The 21,861-nt window shown below is 41.0% G+C and carries 9 protein-coding genes; 8 read left to right on the forward strand and 1 reads right to left on the reverse strand.

From position 1 onward, the window contains the following. Positions 1 to 288: 288 nt before the first annotated feature. From ACFQZJ_RS15505 to ACFQZJ_RS15540, 8 genes are all read left to right on the forward strand, one after another. A complete protein-coding gene (locus ACFQZJ_RS15505) occupies positions 289 to 3,276 on the forward strand; it encodes a TonB-dependent receptor domain-containing protein (RefSeq protein ID WP_379935785.1) in 2,988 nt (995 codons plus the stop codon). A 9-nt stretch (positions 3,277 to 3,285) separates the two neighbouring features. Next, entirely contained in the window at positions 3,286 to 4,878 is a 1,593-nt protein-coding gene (locus ACFQZJ_RS15510; protein ID WP_379935786.1) for a RagB/SusD family nutrient uptake outer membrane protein, read from the forward strand. Between the two features lie 117 nt (positions 4,879 to 4,995). After that, positions 4,996 to 8,283 carry a VCBS repeat-containing protein gene (locus ACFQZJ_RS15515; protein WP_379935787.1) on the forward strand — a complete coding sequence of 1,096 codons (3,288 nt, stop codon included), beginning with the start codon at positions 4,996 to 4,998 and terminating at the stop codon, positions 8,281 to 8,283. Next, positions 8,258 to 8,848, forward strand: coding sequence for a hypothetical protein (locus ACFQZJ_RS15520; RefSeq protein ID WP_379935788.1), 591 nt, complete (start codon positions 8,258 to 8,260; stop codon positions 8,846 to 8,848). The genes ACFQZJ_RS15515 and ACFQZJ_RS15520 overlap by 26 nt, the downstream gene beginning before the upstream one ends. Next, a complete protein-coding gene (locus ACFQZJ_RS15525) occupies positions 8,817 to 12,155 on the forward strand; it encodes a VCBS repeat-containing protein (protein WP_379935789.1) in 3,339 nt (1,112 codons plus the stop codon). Before ACFQZJ_RS15520 ends, ACFQZJ_RS15525 begins: the two co-directional genes overlap by 32 nt. 2 nt (positions 12,156 to 12,157) lie before the next feature. Beyond that, entirely contained in the window at positions 12,158 to 15,439 is a 3,282-nt protein-coding gene (locus ACFQZJ_RS15530; protein ID WP_379935790.1) for a VCBS repeat-containing protein, read from the forward strand. 332 nt (positions 15,440 to 15,771) lie between these two features. Beyond that, positions 15,772 to 17,115, forward strand: coding sequence for a vanadium-dependent haloperoxidase (locus ACFQZJ_RS15535; protein ID WP_379935791.1), 1,344 nt, complete (start codon positions 15,772 to 15,774; stop codon positions 17,113 to 17,115). A 135-nt stretch (positions 17,116 to 17,250) separates the two neighbouring features. After that, positions 17,251 to 18,111, forward strand: coding sequence for a hypothetical protein (locus tag ACFQZJ_RS15540; RefSeq protein ID WP_379935792.1), 861 nt, complete (start codon positions 17,251 to 17,253; stop codon positions 18,109 to 18,111). A gap of 6 nt (positions 18,112 to 18,117) precedes the next feature. Here the strand turns inward: ACFQZJ_RS15540 and ACFQZJ_RS15545 are convergent, their stop codons facing one another. After that, the gene (locus tag ACFQZJ_RS15545) at positions 18,118 to 21,828 is read right to left on the reverse strand and encodes a metallophosphoesterase (protein WP_379935793.1); all 3,711 of its coding nucleotides are present in this window, start codon (positions 21,826 to 21,828) and stop codon (positions 18,118 to 18,120) included. Positions 21,829 to 21,861 lie beyond the last annotated feature (33 nt).

Below are 21,861 nucleotides of genomic sequence, written 5' to 3' on the forward strand. Positions count from 1 at the left end.
TACGCTATTTGAACGGGAATTTATTATTCTAGCACAAAAAAGAGAAAAATGTTAAAGAATTTAAGGAAATAAAAAAGTACTATATTTGTAATATCATATTGAACATGAGGTTTAATTATGAAACTCATAATTCCTAAGGGGCGCTATTACCAAACCCCTAATGACCGAAAGTTATTAACACGAAAACGGTTTCGCTGTTTTCCAATCTGGCTTTTGGTGGTTTTTAACAAATTATTTGTATACTTTTCGTTCCTTAATAAAATTAACTCAACTTTAAATTAACTGTTTATGAAGATTACACTACTAAAAAGTCTGGCGATCGTCGGAGCGTTTTTATGCTTTGGACTATCACAGGCGCAAGAGGTGTCAGGCACAGTTTCTGACGCTAACGGACCTTTACCGGGCGCAAGCATTGTGGTCAAAGGCACAACAAACGGCACACAAGCGGACTTCGATGGCAACTACACCATTTCGAATGTTGCAGCAGATGCAGTCCTTGTCTTTAGCTACATTGGCTACAAATCACAAGAAGTGGCGACCAATGGCCAAACAAGTATCAATGTAACTTTAGAGGAAGACGCACAAGCACTCGAAGAAGTTGTAGTGGTTGGGTATGGTAGTCAGGCCAAGAAAGAGATTACATCCGCAGTTACTAGTGTCAATGCCGAGGATTTCAACGTAGGGGTTGTAGATAATCCTGCGCAATTGCTACAAGGTAAGGTTGCAGGCCTTAGTATTAATAACCCGGGCGGAAACCCAAACCAGTCCCCAACAATACGTTTACGGGGCATATCCACAGTAGGTGGTAATCAAGAACCTTTGGTGGTTATTGATGGTGTTTTGGGTGGGTCATTGGACAGTGTAGACCCTTCCGATATTAAAAACATAACCGTTCTCAAAGATGGTTCAGCAGCGGCCATATATGGATCGCGTGCATCTTCCGGGGTTATCGTTGTTACGACAAAAGGTGGCCGTACAGGACAGCCATTGAGCATTACATACAATGGTCAATTAGGTATTCAGGGAATTGAGAACCAAATTGATATTATGAACCGTGATGAATTTTTGGCAGCCGGCGGTACTGATCTGGGCTCAGATACCGATTGGAGGGATTTGGTCACACAAACAGGCATTGCTCAAGTACATAACATTTCTGCCTCAGGAGGTACCGAAGATATGACCTTTCGCGTTGGAGCCAACTTTAGGGATACCGAATCAATTGCTTTAAACCAAGGTTTTAATCAAGCTAATTTTAGAACTAATTTTACCGGCCGTCTTTTTGACGACAAATTAAAAGTAACGGTTAATACAGCTTTTACGACCAGAACATCCCAAGTTGGTTTTAATGAAGCCAACAGGTATGCAACGCTTTACAACCCTACTGCACCCGTTTTTGGAGATGACGCCCCGTTTGCGTTCAATGGCGCACAGTTTGGTGGTTATTTTGAAACCTTAGGGCTGTTCGATAGCTTTAACCCGGTAGCCATTGCGGAACTAAGCCGAAACGATAGAGAAGCAACCACATTGAACTACAATTTGAACTTGGATTACAAAATTTCTGATTCCTTTTCGGTAAATGTAAATTATGCGGAACAGGATATCAAAGAAAATGGTGACATTTACCACCCTGTAACTAGTTACTGGAGAGGAAATGCACTAAGCCCAACACGTCGTGGACAAGCGGAATTCTTTTCTAGGGAAGAAACCTTCTCCTTGTTCGAAGCCTTCGGTACCTACACGGGTAATGTAAACGACTTCGTAGATTTTACGGTAACAGGTGGCTATTCTTTTCAAGAAACAAACAACAACTTTAATTTTTTATCCCTTGGGGATTTTCCTGCTGGTGTTGATTTTGATTTTAGTAATAGAATCCAAGATGCACAGGACAGACTGGAAGCAGATAGAATTGACGCAAGTAGTTCTCGTGCCGATGGCGACCGTATCATTCGTTTCTTTGGTCGACTTAACGCAACATTTGACGATGCTATATATTTCAATGCGGCTTTAGCACGTGAAGGATCTAGCAGATTTGGGTCAGAAAACCAATGGGGTATATTCCCCGCCCTATCATTAGGTGCAGATTTGAACAAGTACTTACAATTGCCAAAAGTTAACTTGTTAAAAGCCCGTTTAGGTTGGGGGGTTACAGGATCTATCCCACCAGAGGTTGGCTTATTTGCTCAGGCATTCACAGTTCAGAATGGTGCTAATGGCCAGAGCGGTGCCCAAACAACACTAAACGATGGTCGAGCACCAAATCCTGATTTGAAATGGGAGGAGAAATCCGAGATTAACCTAGGATTCGAATTCGCTACAGAACGTTTTGGCGCCACTTTGGACTTGTTCGATAGAGATATCAATGATTTTATTACTTTCGCAAATCGAGACAATTCGGATGGCTTAGGAGACCGTGCATGGGTAAATGGTGGTGTTCTTGGTGTACAAGGGGTTGAATTCTCTGTAAATTATGACGTTATTAAAAGAGATAACCTACGGTATAATACAGGAATCGTTTTCAGTCATAATAAAACTATTTTGGAAGAGTTTCCACAAGGTGATCAAGTTGATGGTAACTTAGGGTCGCCTGGCCAGAATAATACAAACGTAATTCTAATTCGTGAAGGCGAAGAAGTGGGTCAAATTTGGGGACCACGTTGGACAGGAAGTCTTGACGCAAACGGCACACCGATACTTGCAGATACCAATGGTGATGGGAATTTAGTTACTGGTCAAGGTAGTGCCTTGGCCGAGGATGTCGATTTTGAAGTGTTGGGCACAGGATTACCTGATGCAGAAATAGGTTGGTCCAACCAAGCTAATTTTGGCAATTGGGACGTGAACGTATTCTTTAGAGCGGTAATTGGCCATAGTTTGGTGAATAGTTTCAGGGCGTTTTACGAACCTATCATTGGCTCACAGTCCTCTTATAACTTTGTAAATACCGCAAACGCCAACCCAGCAATAAAAACAGCACAATTTAGCGATTACTATGTAGAAAAAGCAGATTTCCTTCGTTTGGACAACATGGCAATAGGCTATAACTTTGATTTGAAAGAAGATAGTTATTTAAAGGGCCTTCGTGTCTCAGTAGCAGCACAAAACCTATTTACGATAACGGGTTACGACGGAGTAAATCCAGACCCTATCGCTGCAGATGGTGGAGATTTAGGAAATCTGAGATCAGCTCAACCGAACGTACTTATTCCTGGTATAGAAAGACGTGAAGCCTATTTTACAGCAAGAACGATTACCATTGGATTGAATGTTAATTTTTAAAAAAAAACTATGAAAAAATTTATTAAACTTACGTTGGCAAGTCTAGCCCTTGTAGCTTACTCTTGCACAGATTTAGATGATGATTTGGAAGACACCTTGACCGAGGAATTCAATGTAGAAGGGGTATCTACAGGATCTAGTGGAGGCGGAGATGGACCTCTATTGGCTGCATACTCCAGACTAAGAGCTGGTTCCGCCAACAATAACGGCTGGTATGCCTCCTCCTCTGTTACCGCAGATGAAATGTCCGTTCCACAAAAAGGAGGTGACTGGTTTGATGGAGGTGTTTGGATTCAGCTCCATCGCCACACTTGGGATGCCGCACACCCACAAATAGAGAATGCCTACAACGATGCGTACGTTGGGATAGGGGAGTGCAACGGAGCATTGGAGAGTGGTAACCTAGATGCAGACCAAACCGCTCAGGCAAGAGTCTTAAGAGCTTACTATTATTGGAGGCTTTTAGATTTATATGGAAATGTAAAAATTATCACTTCAGTTGGTGTTGATGCACCACAATCCGATCGTGAAACTGTATATAACTTTGTAGAGTCCGAATTGTTGGCTGCTCTTGGCATAACGGAAGTTACGGCCAATCTTGATCTGTCTGCTAGTCCTCTGGGAACTGGCGTAAATAACTATAGGATAAACCAGTATGCCGCATTAGGGGTGTTGTCCAAACTTTACTTGAATGCAGAAGTATATATTGGTGTTCCTAAATATCAAGAAGCGGACTGGGCAGCTACGTACATTATAGATAATGGACCTTATGTTTTATGTGCTGACGGGTGTATAGCACCTAACGCGTCTAAAAGGCCATCTATAGATAGTGACCCAGAAACTTTAGAAGGTTATGCAGCTGTATTTGCTACCACGAACGAGAATAATCCTGAAATTATCTGGTCTATTGAATACACTAGTACTGGACTTGGAGGTATGAACTTCGCACACATGACCTTGCATGGCCCTAGCCAATTAACGTATGCGTTAGACGCCGCTCCTTGGAACGGATTTTCAGTCTTAGAAGAATTTTATAATAGCTACGAAGATGGAGATGCTCGTAAAGAAGCCAACTTTTTAGTAGGTCCTCAAACCGATTTCACCGGAAACGCGCTTTTGGACTTTGCTGCGGATGACGACGATTTACAAGTAGATTACACCCCGGCAATCAACGAACTGGAACCTAACGCGCAACGCCAAGCTGGTGCTCGGCTAAAAAAATTCAATTTTGCCGTTTTAGGGAGAAACGATATGGACAACGATATGCCCATTGTTAGATTAGGCGATGTACATTTGTTGCGTGCCGAGGCACGATCTCGGGCTGCCGGAGATTGGAATCTTTCCTTACCAGATGTTAATGCCCTTAGAGCTAGAGCCAATGTTGCACCTTTAGGAACCATAGATGCGGATGGCTTCTTAGCCGAAAGAGGAAAAGAAATGTTCCAAGAAGCAAGCAGAAGAACAGATTTGATTCGTTTTGGAAAATGGTCTGACTCTTGGTGGGAAAAGACAAACTCAGATTCATTTAGAAATTTAATGCCGATTCCTGTAGAGCAAATAAATGCGTCAGAGGGTACGTTAACCCAAAATCCAGGATATTAATCTACGTAATCCTTAACATACTAAAGGGGTTGTTCTTTTCGGACAGCCCTTTTTTTTAGCACTACTACCCATGAACTATCTTTGCAACCTCCTACATTAAAAACAAATATATCATTCATGAAACTTTATGCTTTCCTGATTGTTCTTCTTTTGTTTTCATGTGCGGAACATAGGCAAAAAGAGTCTCCGCTATTTGTACAAAAGGACAGTACTACCGGCTTACATTTTGAAAACAAGCTAGTGTACGACGAAGGCTTTAATCCTTACTTGTACCGGAATTTTTATAATGGTGGGGGTGTAGCCTTAGGAGACATCAATAACGATGGTTTAGTAGATATCTACCTTACCGGAAACATGGTGGACAACAAACTATTTTTGAACAAAGGTAATTGGGAGTTTGAGGATATCACAGCTAATGCAGGAGTTGCCTGTACCAATGTATGGTCTACCGGCGCCACCTTTGCCGATATAAATAATGACGGTTATCTAGATCTTTATGTATGCAAATCGGGAAAACCAGGCGGCACCAACAGACATAACGAACTGTTCATTAATCAAGGAGACATGACCTTTAAGGAAGAAGCCAAGAATTATGACTTGGATATCGAAGGACTATCCATACACTCCGCTTTTTTTGACTTTGACAAAGACGGCGATCTTGATGTTTATATCCTAAACAATTCCCTAAAATCCATAGGCGGTTTTGACCTCAAAGAAGGACAACGAAACATACCCGACGCATCAAAAAACGGCAACAAATTTCTCAGAAATGACGGGGACCATTTTACGGACATTACGGAAAAGGCCGGTATTTATTCAAGTAAAATCGGCTTCGGCCTAGGAATAACCTTAGGGGATTTCAATAATGACAACTGGACGGATATTTACATAGCCAACGATTTTTTTGAGCGTGATTATCTGTACATCAACGACACCGAAGGTGGTTTTAAAGAAGATTTGGACTCCTATTTTGAATCTATTTCGATGGGTGCCATGGGAGTAGACATGGCCGACCTAAATAACGACGCACTTACAGACCTTATGGTAGCGGAAATGCTCCCCGCCACGGATGAGCGTAAAAAGACCAAAACACTTTTTGAATCATGGGACAAACAACAGATCGCCGCAAAGAAAGGCTACTTTAACCAATACGCCAGAAACACATTACAACGTAACTACGGCCCATTCGGTTTTCTAGAAATTGGCCGACAGGCAGGAGTAGCCGATACGGAATGGAGTTGGGGCACCCTCCTTTTTGACATGGACAACGATGGCCTAAAGGATATTTTTGTAAGCAATGGCATTTTTAAAGATTTATTGGACAGGGACTACCTAGCCTTTGAGGGTAATGAAGAGAACATAAGAAACAGCCTCCGTAAACGTGAACAAAATGTCATAACCTCCCTAATAGACGCCATGCCCTCACAAGCAGTGCCGAATGGAGTGTTTCGAAACAATGGGGCTTTTAATTTTGATGCTATTGGCGATTCTTGGGGGTTGGCAACGCCTAGTTTCAGTAATGGCAGTGCTTATGGCGACCTGGACAATGATGGCGACTTGGATCTTGTGGTAAACAATGTAAATATGCCTTCGTTTATATACGAAAACATGACGGATAGCCTTACACATAAAAGCCTAAGGATCAATTTAGTACATGCCACTACAAAAAGTCCCGTAATCGGTGCCAAAGTCATCCTTAAAACTGAAGGAGAAATCATAGGTTACGGTGAAAATTTTGTATCCCGGGGTTTTCAAAGTAGCGTTCCCTATGGGCTTCATTTTGGACTGGGAAGTGTAACCAAAGTAGACTCTTTACTAGTTACATGGCCTAATGGTACTACTGCTGTCCTTACAGATGTAGAAAGTAATAACCTAATAGAAATAAAACAACCTACCCTAACTGCAACTACAGACACAACTTCTTTAGAACATGATATCGAATCAACATACAATGTACTTCAGCCATCATTTCCATTATTTACGTTTGAACATAAGGAAAACCGTTATATCGATTTTGACAACGAGCGGTTATTAAGTGGCATGAGCAGTAACGAGGGACCTGCCATGGCAGTTTCCGATATTAATGGCGATACCCTACAGGACTTTTATATGGGTGGTGCAAAATACCAGTCGGGCAGCCTGTTTCTATCTACATCTTCCGGATACCACCAAATACAAACACCATTTAATGCCGATAAAGAAGCAGAAGAGACCGATGCCTTGTTTTTTGACGCCGACAATGATGGAGACATGGACCTGTATGTATGCCATGGAGGGAAGGCATTTTCATCAACCTCCGTTAGCCTAAACGACGTTCTGTACATAAATACAGGCGAAGGTAATTTTATAAAATCCACTACCGCCCTAAAATTTCCTTTTCCTATAAGTTCTTCCGTAGTTACTGCAGCAGATTATGATAACGATGGAGATATCGATCTATTTGTAGGGGAACGCTACAAGACTAATTTATATGGATTACCGGGGTCTGGCTATCTACTGGAAAACAATGGCGATGGAGAATTTAGTTTACTAGATATTCCATTACTTAAGGACATTGGAATGATTACCCAGGCCCAATGGGGAGACCTTAATGGAGATGGATGGGAGGACTTGATTATACTTGGGGAATGGATGTCTATAAAAGTATTCCTAAATCAAGAGGGGTTACTTGGAGATAAAACCGTAGAACTGGGATTACAGAACAACTCCGGACTCTGGACAGCGCTACATCTTGCCGATGTAGATAGTGATGGTGATCTGGATATTGTCGCTGGTAACTTAGGGCATAATACCTTTTATGCGGAGGGGATGAAAATGTTTATTGCTGATTTTGACGGTAATGGCTTTAAGGAACAGATTATTTGCCAAAAGCGAAATAACAAATACTACCCCATTGCAGATAAAGACGAACTGGTATCTCAACTTCCTAGTTTAAAAAAGAAATTACTCTATTATGCAGATTACGCTAAAGCCGATATGGGTGATATTTTCTCACCGAACCAACTAAGTACAGCCCTACAATTGGAACTGGAAAATATTACCTCTACCCTTTTTATAAATAATGGAAGTACCTTTACAGCGCAGGAATTACCAACAGAAATTCAACATGCACCTGTATATGCCATAAACTCCAAGGATATTGATGGAGACGGTCATACCGATTTATTTTTTGGAGGTAACCAGTTTTTAATAAAGCCTCAGTTTGGGCGCTATGATGCATCAAAAGGATGGGCTATCTTTGGCCCTTACGGCGATAATGAGAATAAAAACAACCTAATTCCTTTGAACATTGATGGTCAAATACGTAAACTAAATTGGGTAAAGGATAATAAAAAAGACATTTTAACAGTAGGAAAGAATAATGAGAAAATCGAGTTTTATGAAGTTAACGACATTAGGAAATAGTGTTATATTTTGCGTACTACTATGTTTTGCAAGCTGCTCGGGTTCAGAATATGACCAATTGGTAAAACAGGAAATGGCAAGTGGTATAGTACATGATTCTCTTTTGTTCGATTTAAAAATGGGACAGAGCAAAGACCATTTCTTTAAATCTTGCTGGAAGTTGAACCAAAAAGGAATTATCTTCAATGGCCCTGGAAATACCACCGTAAAATATCCTTTACCTCGTAAAAAAGGTGAGACATCCACTTTGGACATGACCTTACTTTTCTTTGGGGATTTTAATGAAGAAAAAATAATGACGGGTATGGATCTCCAGTTTTACTACAATTCATGGTCTCTCTGGAACAAGTCTTTACAAGCGAAGCAACTAGTACCCGTAGTTATGGATACGCTAAAAAAATGGTATCCTGGCAATGATTTTTTAAAAGTACCCATAAAAGGCGATAGCCTTTATCTTTTAGTAAAAGTAGACGGTAATCGGCGAATTACTATACCACCAATAACAGACCAAAGAATCGTTACAGCTAAAATAGATGACCTTAGATATGTCTTGGAAGAAAAATAAGAGATCAATAGGATTGTCCTATCGACCTACACTACTTTTATCCCTTTTGATTAGTACTGTTCTTTTAAGTTGTTCGGATAAAAAAGAAATGGGGACATCCGCTGTGCCCTCGCCCGTTTTTAAATTAAGAATGGCCTCGGAAACAGGTATCAATTTTCTTAACGAGCTTACATACGATAATGAATTCAATGTATATAGATATCGAAATTACTACAACGGCGGTGGTGTGGCCATAGGCGATATTAATAATGATGGCCTACCCGATGTTTACTTTACGGCCAACGAAAAACAGAATAGGCTTTACTTGAACAAAGGGGGTTTTACCTTTGAGGATATTACCGAAAGTGCCGGTGTGGGAGGAACACGGCCATGGTCTACAGGGGTAAGTATGGTAGACCTCAATGCAGACGGATATCTTGATATCTACGTCTGTAATTCCGGAGACCTAAAAGGGGAGAACAAACAGAACGAACTTTTTATAAATCAAAAAGACGGCACCTTTAAGGAAATGGCCAATACGTACAACCTAGATGATAAAGGGTTTTCTACACATGCCTCTTTTTTTGATTATGACAAGGACGGTGACCTAGATGTATATATCCTAAACAACTCCTACAAGGCCATTGGCGGATTTAACCTTAAACTGAACCAGCGCCAAAAAAGAGACGTTCTTGGTGGAGATAAGCTCATGGAAAATGTGGACGGAAAATTTGTTGATGTCAGCGAAAAAGCAGGGATTTATGGTAGCGTTATCGGCTTTGGACTTGGGGTTACCGTTGGCGATGTTAATAATGACGGATGGGAGGATATTTATGTTTCCAATGACTTTTTTGAACGTGATTACCTGTATATAAATAAGCAAGATGGCACCTTTTCCGAGCAGTTGGAGGATCAAATTGCATCTACCAGTGTAGCTTCTATGGGTGCGGATATGGCAGATATCAACAATGATGGTTATAACGATATTTTTGTAACGGAAATGCTGCCCTCGGAATATAAAAGGCTAAAAACGGTAACTACCTTTGAAAACTGGGACAAGTATCAACTCAACCTAAATAGTGGCTATTATCATCAATTTACCCGTAATACTTTTCAGCTGAACCAAAGGGATAATACGTTTAGCGAAATTGGGCGACTCAGTGGTGTTGAAGCTTCCGATTGGAGCTGGGGGGCACTTTTTTTTGACATGGACCATGATGGACATAAAGATCTGTTTATTGCTAACGGAGTCTACCAAGACCTTACCGATCAAGATTACCTGTTATACCTCTCCAATGCAGAAATTCTCCAGTCCATGATCAGTAATGATACTGTAAATTATGCAAAACTGATAGACATTATTCCCTCCAACAAGGTTAAAAACCATGCCTATAAAAACCTTGGGGATTTAAAATTCAAAAAATACGAGGCGTCAGGACTCCTAAAGGAAAGTTTTTCCAACGGATCCGCCTATGGCGACTTGGACAACGACGGCGATTTGGATTTAATCGTAAACAACCTAAACATGGAATCCTTTGTGTATGAAAACACAACAATGGAAAGCCCGGAACACTTTTATTTAAAACTGGACCTAAAAGGTGAACTCCAAAACACACATGCCATAGGTTCCAAAATTGAAATACTACCCTATAACATTTCCATAGAAAACCAACCCGCAAGGGGCTTTCAATCCAGTATGGATGTTCGCCCTAATATAGGCCTCCCGTCGGACAAACCGGTATCGGTTAAGGTTACATGGCCATCGGGCAAGATTACCCAATTGAAAGACGTAGTCGTAAACCAAACCTTGCAACTGCATGAAAAAGACGGGCTAAGCTTAGAAGTGCCGTCCCCAACATCCACTAAAAAATTATTTGAACGCATATTCCCGGATTGGGATTACGTTCATCAGGAAAATCGCTTTGTAGATTTTGACCGAGACCGATTATTGAATCACATGGTCAGCACAGAGGGCCCAAAAATGTCCATGGCCGATGTAAATAACGACGGACTACAAGATTTTTTTGTGGGCGGATCCAAAAACACTCCGCCAAGTCTGTTCTTAGGGTCGGCAAATGGTTTCGCACGTTCAAAAACAAACAGTTTTGATGTCCATAAAAATTCAGAAGACACGGCCAGTCTGTTTTTTGATGCTGACAATGACGGTGATGTAGACCTCTATGTGTGCAGTGGCGGCGTAGAATACTCCCAATTCTCCACCGATTTTTTAGATCGTCTATATTTTAACGATGGAAAAGGAAATTTTGTTGATTCCAAACAACAACTACCTCTTAAAAGCAGCTTTCACAGTACGGCGACCGTGCAAGCTTCGGACATAGATGCGGACGGTGACCTAGACCTTTTTATAGGAGAGCGTGCAATACCTTTAAAATATGGAACACCTTGCTCCGGTTTTATATTAGAAAACGATGGCAAGGGAAATTTTACTGAAAGTACCAAAGCATTAGCCCCTGAACTTGAAGGTATAGGTATGATTACGGACGCTACGTTCCAAGACCTTGATGGAGACGGCGATGATGACCTAATCATAGTTGGGGAGTTTATGGGTGTTGAACTGTTCAGAAATGACGGCGGGACCTTTACAAAACTGGAGGACACCGAGATTAGCAACTATAAAGGCTGGTGGAACGCCATTACTACAAGTGACTTGGATGGAGACGGCGACCTAGATTTCGTTCTTGGCAACCATGGTCTAAATAGCCGTTTTAAGGCCAGTAAGGAACGGCCCATCACCTTATATTCAAAAGATTTTGATGGTAACGGTTTTATGGATCCAATACTAACGTTTAGAAATAGTGACGGTAAAGATTATCCTTATGCCTTACGTCATCACCTCATAGAGCAGATAAAATCCCTTTCCAAAACATTTCCCAGTTACGATTCTTTTAAAGATGCATCTATAGCTGATATTTTTAGTCAACAAGAACTAAACGACAGCCATCAACTTAGTGCCAACATGTTATCGAGCGTTGTTTTGATAAACCAAGGCAACTTTAATTTTGCATTACAAGAACTCCCTGTAGAAGCACAATTTTCTACCGTATATGCAATTCTGGCCCATGATTTTGACCGTGACGGTGATAACGATCTGGTTCTTGGGGGCAATCTATACAACGTTAAACCAGAAGTAGGCAGGTATGACGCTTCCTACGGGCTTTACTTAGAAAACACGGGAAAGGGCACATTTAGAACATCTAAATCTCAAAGCGGTTTTAAACTCAAAGGAGAGGTGCGGGATATGCTTCTGGACAATAATCAATTCATAGTTTCTCGCAATAGGGATTCCTTGGCTATTTTTAAGTTTTAATCATGAAATACCTATTACCCATATCTTTTATTATCCTTCTCGTAGTGGGATGTAACACACAAACAGAGGACACCGCTGCACTTGAAAAAGCCGATATTTATTTTAAAGAAGTCCCGTCGGATAGCACTGGAATTGATTTCTCCAACGATTTAACACACTCTGGCGACCTCAACATTATTGAGTATCTCTATTATTACAATGGCGGAGGCGTAGCCCTAGGCGACATAAATAATGATGGGCTAGATGATATCTACCTAACCGGTAACCAAACTACGGACCGTTTGTACTTGAACCTAGGTAATTTAAAATTTAAGGATATTACAAGTTCTTCAGGGTTGGATACAGCCACTTCATGGTCTACTGGTGTAACTATGGAGGATGTAAACAACGACGGCCTTTTGGATATATACGTATCTAAAGTAGGTGCTTACAAAGACCTTAAAGCTCACAATCTTCTATATATCAACAATGGGGACAATACATTTAAAGAAAGTTCAAAGCGTTATGGACTTGATTTTTCGGGTCTCTCTACACAAGCCGCATTCTTTGATTATGATAAGGACGGGGATATGGACATGTACCTCATGAACCATTCATTACATACACCTAGAAGTTACGGTAAAATTGAACTGCGCAACGTTCAGGATTCCATAGCGGGCGATCGGCTTTTTGAGAATAAATTAAACGAGGGAAAACAACATTTTGAGGACGTTACCCAGGAATCCGGAATCTACAGTAGCGCCCTTGGATACGGCTTGGCATTATCCATAGCCGATATTAACCAAGATGGCTGGTTGGATATTTATGTAGGCAACGATTTTCATGAAAACGATTATCTATACCTTAATCAAGGTGCCACATCCAGTTCGGGTATTGTTACTTTTAAGGAAAGTGGTTCTGAACTAACGCACCATACAAGTCGTTTTACCATGGGTGTGGACATCGCGGATCTTAACAATGACCTGCTACCGGATATTTTTTCCTTGGACATGATGCCTTTTGATGCTGAAATCTTCTTAAAATCTGGAGGAGAGGACAGCGATAATGTTAATTTAATAAAAAAAAGGTTTGGTTTTGGTGAACAATATGCCCGCAACACCTTTCAATTGAATACCGGAAAAGGCGCTTTCAAGGATGTAGCCCTAATGACCGAAACCCATGCCACGGATTGGAGCTGGTCTCCCCTAATACAGGATTATGACAACGACGGGAACAATGATATTTTTATCACCAACGGAATTTACAAAAGGCCAAATGACCTAGACTACATCAATTATATTTCTAATATTGACTTTGCCCAATATGAAAAAGATAAGCAAGATGAGATTGAAAAAAAACTCATCGCCCAAATGCCCACGGTAAACATTTCTAATATTGTGTTTAGAAACCAAGGCGATTTTAATTTTGAACACTTAACCACAACCGCTGGCCTACAACCCTCTTATTCCAATGGAGCGGCCTACTCAGATCTGGATAATGATGGTGATCTGGACATTGTGGTAAACAATATCAACCAAACAGCGTCTCTTCTAGAAAACCAAAGCAACGATAAAACGACTCATAGTTTTGTTTCATTAAGGCTGGTAGGAAACGAACGAAATAAAAATACACATGGGGCAAAAGTAACCCTATTTGCAGAAAACCAAAAGTGGGCCAAGGAGCTTACCGTAGTTAAGGGATTCCAGTCCTCCTCCACACACCGGTTACATTTTGGATTGGGTAACATTACAAGCATAGATTCGGTACAAGTTACTTGGCTAGACGGCAGCACACAAACAGAAAAGGGAATCAAAATCAACCAACGGCAAGAAATAGTAAAAAAATCAGGACTCCCACAAACCGTTACGCATCCTAAAAATAAAAAATCCCCGTACGCCTATTTTAAATTTACGCATTTAGAGAACACCTACCGGGACTATGAAAGAGAAGTTCTAATGCCGGAAAAACTATCTTCCGAGGGGCCTGCTCTGGTAAAGGCGGACTTTAACGGCGATGGGCTAGAAGATCTTTTTATAGGCGGGGCAAAATACCAATCTTCAGCGGTATTCTTTGGAAAGGCCAATGGCGAGTATGAAGAAGATAAAACAAGCATTATAAGAAAAGACATTATTTATGAAGATGTAGATGCAACGGTCTTTGATCTAGAAAACGATGGAGATTTAGACCTATATGTTATGAGTGGGGGCAACGAACTTACAGAAGGCCATCCCAATTTGGAAGATCGTATTTATGTGAACAACGGTAAGGGTATATTCACACGCTTACCAATTCCACTGATAAAAACAAACGGCGGCAGCGTATCCGCCGCGGATTTTGACGATGATGGCTACGACGATTTGTTTATAGGTAACCGATCTATGCCGGGCGGCTATGGCCTATCGCCGTTCAGCTATATTCTAAAAAATGACGGCACCGGGAAGTTTTCAGTACTACAACAGGAACGTGTGGGCATGGTAACGGATAGCCAATGGGCAGATATCAATGGAGATAACCTCCTGGATCTAGTCATCGTAGGAGATTGGATGCCGGTTACGGTACTGATCAACCAAGGTAACGCAACCTTCTTGAACGAAACCGGCAAATACGGGCTGGAACATACCCGCGGTATGTGGAATACATTGGAGATTACCGATCTGGACACTAATGGCCAACAGGATATTTTGGTCGGAAATGTAGGAGAGAACTTTAAATTAAAGGCCAGCCTAGCACACCCCATAAAACTCTATATTGATGATTTTGATGAAAACGGCCAGCCAGACCCCATTATCATGTATAACTTTTTTGGCCAAAATGTTCCGTTTGCCTCCAAGGACAAACTCATGGCGCAGTTACCGGAACTGAAGAAAAAATTTCTAAGCTACACGGACTTCTCTAGAATAAAAAACATCACGGACCTTACTGGAAAGCAAGAGAAAGACATATTGGAAATCCGAACCCTAGAGGAGTTACGTTCTATGGCCTATATGAACATAGGACCCCAAACAAAAGCCATACCCCTGCCCAAAGAAGCCCAAATGAGCTCTATAAACGACTTTGAGGTATCGAAAAACGGAACCGTGCTTTATGTAGGCAACTATTTGGACTATACTACGGAATTAGGTCAAAGTGCTTCCAATTCGGGTGGCTCGCTTATATTGAACACCAAAGGGGAACTAACTGCCGGGGAGTCCCTTCCTTTACCAAAAACCTTAAACGCAAGACGTGTTACATCCTTGGGAAATGACCGGTTTTTAGTTTTAGTGAACGATGACAGGTCTTTTTTGATTACTTTGGAACTTGACTAAAAAGCACAGAAACAATACCCCTTAACGCTAATCCTCTGAAACATCCATAGTGCAATACATAAGGCCTCGGCAAAAGTAAAACGTAATTTTCACAATTTAATCCAAAACATTTTAGGGACAATAAATACTTCCCAAAGTAGCCCCATGCTTGGATTAAGTTCTATGTTCACTTTAAAACGTATACCTCCCGTATCAAGCTGTTAAGACCTTGTTATTATTGTGGTTAAACATAAAATTAGCGTAATTTTGTTTTCTGGTTATTGAACGCAATAAAGAACAAAGTACGTGGTGATAGCGACCTTATCATCTTGACCCTATTAATTTGTAAGAGAATGAAACGAATATGTATTACCCTGATCATCTTAATTGGAATAGCTTCCTGTAAAAATGGAGGAAATTCCAAAGTAGAAGATATTAACATAAGTCCCGAAAATCTGCACGCCGTTGTAGACAAGGTAACGCAAATCATGATCCATGATATTTTCTCCCCTCCCGTGGCCAGTAGAATCTTTGCCTACCCTAATGTAGCGGCTTACGAAATTATTGCGCAAAACAACCCAAAGTACACATCGTTGGCCGGCCAATTAAATGGCTTAACCCCAGTGCCAAAAATGGATACCATTTCCGATATTAATCCTACCTTATCGGCGCTTATTGCGCATATGACCATAAGCAAGCAATTGATTTTTTCAGAAGATAAATTCGAAGTTTTACAAGACAGTCTTTACCTAAATTGGCAAAACACCAATGCGGAGCAATTTGAGGCTTCTAAAAAATACGGACTCTCCGTTGCAGCACATATAAAAGAATGGATGGACAAGGACAATTATAACCAGACCCGAACCATGCCTAAATTTTCGGTAAACACGGACGACGAGTCCAGATGGCAACCGACACCACCGGCGTACATGGACGGTATTGAGCCACATTGGAACAAAATACGTCCGTTTTATTTGGATTCCGCAGCCCAATTTAAACCTGTACCGCCTCCGCCGTTTTCACTGGAAAAAGACTCCGATTTCTATAAAGAACTTATCGAGGTATACAACATTAGCAATGAGATTACCGCCAATGGGGATGATTCCGAAGAAATACAAATTGCGCAGTTTTGGGATTGTAACCCTTATGTATCGGTTACGCGCGGTCATTTAATGTTCGCCACCAAAAAAATTACACCGGGTGCCCACTGGATCGGCATAACAAAAATTGCTAGTAGAAAAACCAACAGCGACTTTGATGAAACTTTATACGCTTATACCAAAACATCATTGGCGCTTTACGACGCCTTCATCAGCTGTTGGGACGAAAAATACCGCAGTAACCTTATACGTCCGGAAACTTTGATAAATCAGTACATAGACGACAGCTGGGTACCCATTCTCCAAACCCCTCCGTTCCCGGAATATACGAGCGGCCACAGTGTGGTTTCCGGAGCTGCGGGCATTGTCCTTACCGATATTTTTGGCGATAACTTCGCTTTTGATGACGATACCGAAGTGCCGTACGGACTACCTGTTCGCAGCTTTACGTCTTTTAATGCAGCGGCTGACGAAGCCGCCATAAGCAGAATGTACGGCGGTATTCATTATAGGGCTGCCGTTGAAGTTGGCGTAGACCAAGGCAGGCAAGTTGGTAAGCTACTTCTTCAAAAAATAGAAATGCGTACCGATGGTTAATATCTGCTTTTTTTAAAAAGTCCTTTTAAAAATGATGTCGAAACCGAAAAGAGCCGAGTTGTTCTAGCGGCTTACTGGAAACGACCAACCCTAATGAACGTTCATTAAAAAAGTAGCCAAAAAAATTTATGCGTTATGGCGAAATCACTCTGTATTTTTTCCCTATTTCTAATGCTTTCATGTTCAAATTTTGGACAATTGAAATACATTACAGGTTTCCCCTTCGCATTGGACGAAGTTTCGGGTATCTTACATACCCAAGATAGTACGATATGGGCGCTCGAAGATGGTGGCAACAAAGATGAAATCTATAAAGTAGATTATAAAGGAAAAATTCTTAAAACCCTTGAGATTAAAAATGCCAAGAACAAGGATTGGGAAGATATGACCAAGGACTTTGATGGCAATGTATATATCGCCGATACGGGCAACAACGATAACGAAAGAAAAGATCTTGTCATCTATAAAATTCCAAATCCGGATAAGGAAAAGGATGACAAAATCAAGGCTGAAAAAATCGAATTCCACTATCCTGAACAGAAAAAATTTCCACCAAAAAAAGCTAGCCAGTTCTTTGATGCGGAGGCGATATTCCACACAGGAAACAGATTATACTTGGTAACCAAAAACAGGGCGAAACCCTTTAATGGCCAAGCATTTATCTACAGCCTTCCAGATAGGCCAGGTAAGTACACAGCCGATTTGGTTGGAACAATTACCGTTTGTCCAGATAGCAAAACCTGTCAGATTACAGCAATTACCATTTCTCCTAACAAGAAAAAAATTGTGGCCTTGGGATACGGTAAGCTATTTGTGTTCACGGATTTTGAAATCAACGATTTTTCTAAAGGTACCATGGCTACCATAGACCTCGGTACCAGAACGCAGTTGGAATCCGTTTGCTTTATGAACGATACTACATTGCTATTGGCAGATGAGGTATCCCATGGTAGCGGCGGCAACCTGTACCGTTATAAATTATCGGATCAACAGTAAGAACTATCAAAAGGCAAAACCCAATCCAAAGGTAAGCCTGGGCCCTTCTACACTATTAAAAACAGCTAGGTTGGCCGAGAGAATATCCGAAGCGTTTACAAAAAAACCTCCGCCATAGGAGGTATGCCATAGGTTTGAAGCATTATTGGGCAACCACACCCTACCGTAATCGTAGCCCGCGAACATACCAAAGGCAGTGGGTATAATCCTTGTTTTCATTTTACGTAAACTAAAGCGTATGTCCGTATTTTGATAGTAAGCTGTTTTACCATTAAACCGTTCGTTTCTAAAACCGCGTAAGCCATCGTCCCCTCCAATACTTGCCGCTTGGTAAAATTCGTATCCGTTCCCGATATTAAAATGTCCTTTCCATTTCGTAGCCAAGACCAGTCGCCCATTCGGTATTAGTTTGTACGTAAAGGACAGACTGGGAATTACGTATCCAAAATTCTCACCATCAATACTTAAATTATCCTTTACGCCAAACTGGATAGAAGTGGACATACCCATGGTGGGAAAAGCAATATTGTCCTTGTTTTCGTAAGTATACCCGCCATGGACACCAATAAAATTATTTTGTGTTTCTTCTCCGTTTTGCTGATAAAAGGTAGTTACAAAACGATTGTTGGTCTCCTCAACTTCAATAGCTTCATAAGAAAATCCAGCTTTAAATTTTGCCCCTAGTTTTCCTCGCCAGATCAAAGCGGGTGAAACTTCAAAACTCTGGATTCTCACCCGATTAAAATCCATCCCCAAATCGTCATCTAAATTCTCCGTATCATTACCAAAACCAAAAAAGTTTCTGGCAAAATTTGGACTTGTAAACCTTGAATCGACTACCAAATTCCAATTTTCAAATAGTTCTGCAAATTCTCCCGAATAAGAAACATCAAAACCGCTGGTAGCAAAATAATAGGATGCTTGTACGGTATGTTGCCGTGTAAACGGATTTTGCCGAAAACCATTATAGGTATAGGTATTGGAAAATCCTAACTTTATACCATCGTCAGGATTAAAACCTACTGTTGGTAATAATTGATTGGTACTGTTCCGTATGTTCTGAGGAATATAGGTGTTTACGTTGTAGTCATCGGTTCTTTTTACTTTGGCTCCGTTCAATTGCTTAAACGTATTGGGTTTGCTCTTATGATCATAAATGGCTATTCCTTTTCCATTTCTTATCTCATACACATCATTGTTCTGGCCTCCTATCAAACGTACTTTTATTCCGTTATGGTTCTGAGCGTTTTCCACTTCAAAAATATCATCATCATCTAGCCCATAGGCCCAAATTTCTTTTGTTTCGGCGGCATCAAAAATTTTACTAAAAAACTTCTTTTTCTTTTTTCCGTCGATAATCCTGAAAACCTCAACCTTTGTCCTGCTGGCATCCAACCGCTCAATCTCGAACCAATCGTCCTTGTCCGTTCCGGTAACCACGGCATATTTGTTCAAAATAGTATAATAGGCATGAGCCGTACCATCGATACCTGCCAATCTGGACAGTAATATGCGTTTGATTTCGCCCACGGTTTCGTCCTTTACTTCCTCCGGGAAAACCGCCAACGCTTCATCTATGGCTTTCTCATCTAAATTATCCTGTAGGTAATTTGCCTCTTTTATCCAATCTTCTTTAGTGGTTCCAGATAGCAAAGCCAAATCCAGTACATAGGTTTTAGGGGAAGAATTAAAGCCTTTTACACTTCTTATTTCTTCGTTAAAACCTTCCATAAGTCGTAAACCGGGTATGGCTCTTGTTGCAAAATTCATGAATGCACCATCACCCATCTTGGAGAAGGCCTGATCTCTATCCCTAGGTACCGGTCTGTATATAATTTTCTTTCCTTCTTTAAATTCTGCCCATCGCCATTGGTCAACATGCCGATCCCAATCTCCGATTACCATATCAAAAAGTCTGGCACGTATATATGCTTTGGAATCTACAGCGTACTTTTCATCGTCCCGTAAATCTTCCAACATACTATTCGTACTCTTTAAATCGTTGGAAAAACCAAAACTGGCCAAGTCACCATGGCCATCTCCGGTATGCTCCTCTATCATATAAAGTTCATCCCCAAAAATATCGTTATAGTTTCCAAGCGTATTTTGTTTGGGAACATAATATAGGATAGGATTGGTGTGATAAATACCCACCGGATCAGAAAGCTTTCCAATAACAAATGGCGCATAAGGGTGAGAGCCTGTGTAAAAATCTTCCAAAATCTCTTGTGTGTAGGTGTCCTTAAGGTCGTCCAACACATATTGATCTTGAAAGGCCATGGACTGCAAATAGAGTTCGGCACTCTTTCGTAAAGCCCGCATAACATACTCCTTCCCTTCCTTATCCCGTAAACGAAGTGATTTGGATTGATGCCCTCCACCTTTTTTTACAGGGGTCAAACCCCCGAACAAAGTGTCCAACCGTACTGTTGGCGCAGTCACCTTTGTTCCATAAAACTTACGATACCGCTCTCCCCATACCCATTTAAAAAAAGCACTTTTATCTATTTCATCATCGGAATACACCGAAGCTGCTACTTCTTTGGGAAAATCCTCCTCATACAATTCTGTTATATTTTTAGTGTCTTTGGGCAATACTTCGGAGGAGTATAAAAATGTCTCTTCTTCCTGTTCGTCAACACCAAAAAAGCGAACCCTGGAAGAGCCATCGGTATAAATCTCTAAGGTAGCGTACCCCATCATACCCGTAGAAAATTTACTCCCGTTCAATAGTCTTGACACTCCTCTTTTAGCCCCTGAACCACTCACAATTTGAGGGATGTTGTTTTCAACGATATATTGAAGGGTATGCTCATGACCCGATGCAAATATAACGTTGTCGGAATATTGTGCCAATGTAATTACCCGCTTAGACAATTCCCTATAAAGCTTATTCTGCAAATCGGCATTTGACGCGCCGGACGTTCTTCTTAACACGTTCACAAACGTACCCAGCACAGGTACAGGGACTGCCATTTTTGTAGGATAAAACTGTTGTTTTAATGAATATTGCCCGCCATGGGGACCATAACTGGTCATAGGGTGGTGAATAGCTATTACCGTTGTTCTTTGTCTGTTGTCCTTAATCGCGTCTTCCAATTCCAAAAAAAACGCTTGCCTACTTTTTATAGCACACTTATCATTGATATTTGGTCTTTTGTCCCAATTGGTAACATACCACTGTGAATCTATTACGATAATAGCCAATTTATCGTTCACTTCTACGACCTCGATAGGACAACCATTCTCGGGAAGAAATGAATCCTTATTCCCCAACATTTCTTTAATATAATTTTCTTGTCGTTCCAAGCCCACTAAACCTTCGGAGTACCAGTCATGGTTTCCTGGTATAAAGAGTGGTTCACCTTTAAAATTTTCCAATGTTCTAAGCTGTGCATCAAGATGGTTTTTAGCTTCGATATATGCCTGGGTAGAATCTATTGGATCGGGCAACCCGGCAGGGTAAATATTATCGCCCAAGAAAATTGCGGTACTGCTCTCATTGGCAGTATCCAGCCGTTCTTTAAAAAGTTTTAGAGCAGGGTTCATGCCTCCAATAGGGGACAAACCGGCGTCACCTATCAAATAAAGTGTGTGCAGCACTTCTTTGTCCTCTACCCTATCGGCTATTGGCCGTGCTTCACTATATTTAGTCGTGTAAGTAGCACAACTGGCCAATGCCAATAGTAGTGCCAGAACACTGTACTTTTTTTTCATATCGATGTTCCTACGTTTAAATTTTCGTAATTT

This window comes from Maribacter chungangensis, assembly GCF_042676845.1.
GTDB lineage: Bacteria > Bacteroidota > Bacteroidia > Flavobacteriales > Flavobacteriaceae > Maribacter > Maribacter chungangensis.

Excerpts from the sequence above, each read along its gene's own strand:
- ACFQZJ_RS15540 (WP_379935792.1), top strand. The coding sequence starts at position 17,251 with ATGGCGAAATCACTCTGTATTTTTTCCCTATTTCTAATGCTTTCATGT.
- ACFQZJ_RS15520 (WP_379935788.1), top strand. The coding sequence starts at position 8,258 with ATGAAGTTAACGACATTAGGAAATAGTGTTATATTTTGCGTACTACTA.
- ACFQZJ_RS15510 (WP_379935786.1), top strand. The coding sequence starts at position 3,286 with ATGAAAAAATTTATTAAACTTACGTTGGCAAGTCTAGCCCTTGTAGCT.
- ACFQZJ_RS15525 (WP_379935789.1), top strand. The coding sequence starts at position 8,817 with ATGACCTTAGATATGTCTTGGAAGAAAAATAAGAGATCAATAGGATTG.
- ACFQZJ_RS15515 (WP_379935787.1), top strand. The coding sequence starts at position 4,996 with ATGAAACTTTATGCTTTCCTGATTGTTCTTCTTTTGTTTTCATGTGCG.
- ACFQZJ_RS15530 (WP_379935790.1), top strand. The coding sequence starts at position 12,158 with ATGAAATACCTATTACCCATATCTTTTATTATCCTTCTCGTAGTGGGA.
- ACFQZJ_RS15535 (WP_379935791.1), top strand. The coding sequence starts at position 15,772 with ATGAAACGAATATGTATTACCCTGATCATCTTAATTGGAATAGCTTCC.
- ACFQZJ_RS15545 (WP_379935793.1), bottom strand. The coding sequence starts at position 21,828 with ATGAAAAAAAAGTACAGTGTTCTGGCACTACTATTGGCATTGGCCAGT.
- ACFQZJ_RS15505 (WP_379935785.1), top strand. The coding sequence starts at position 289 with ATGAAGATTACACTACTAAAAAGTCTGGCGATCGTCGGAGCGTTTTTA.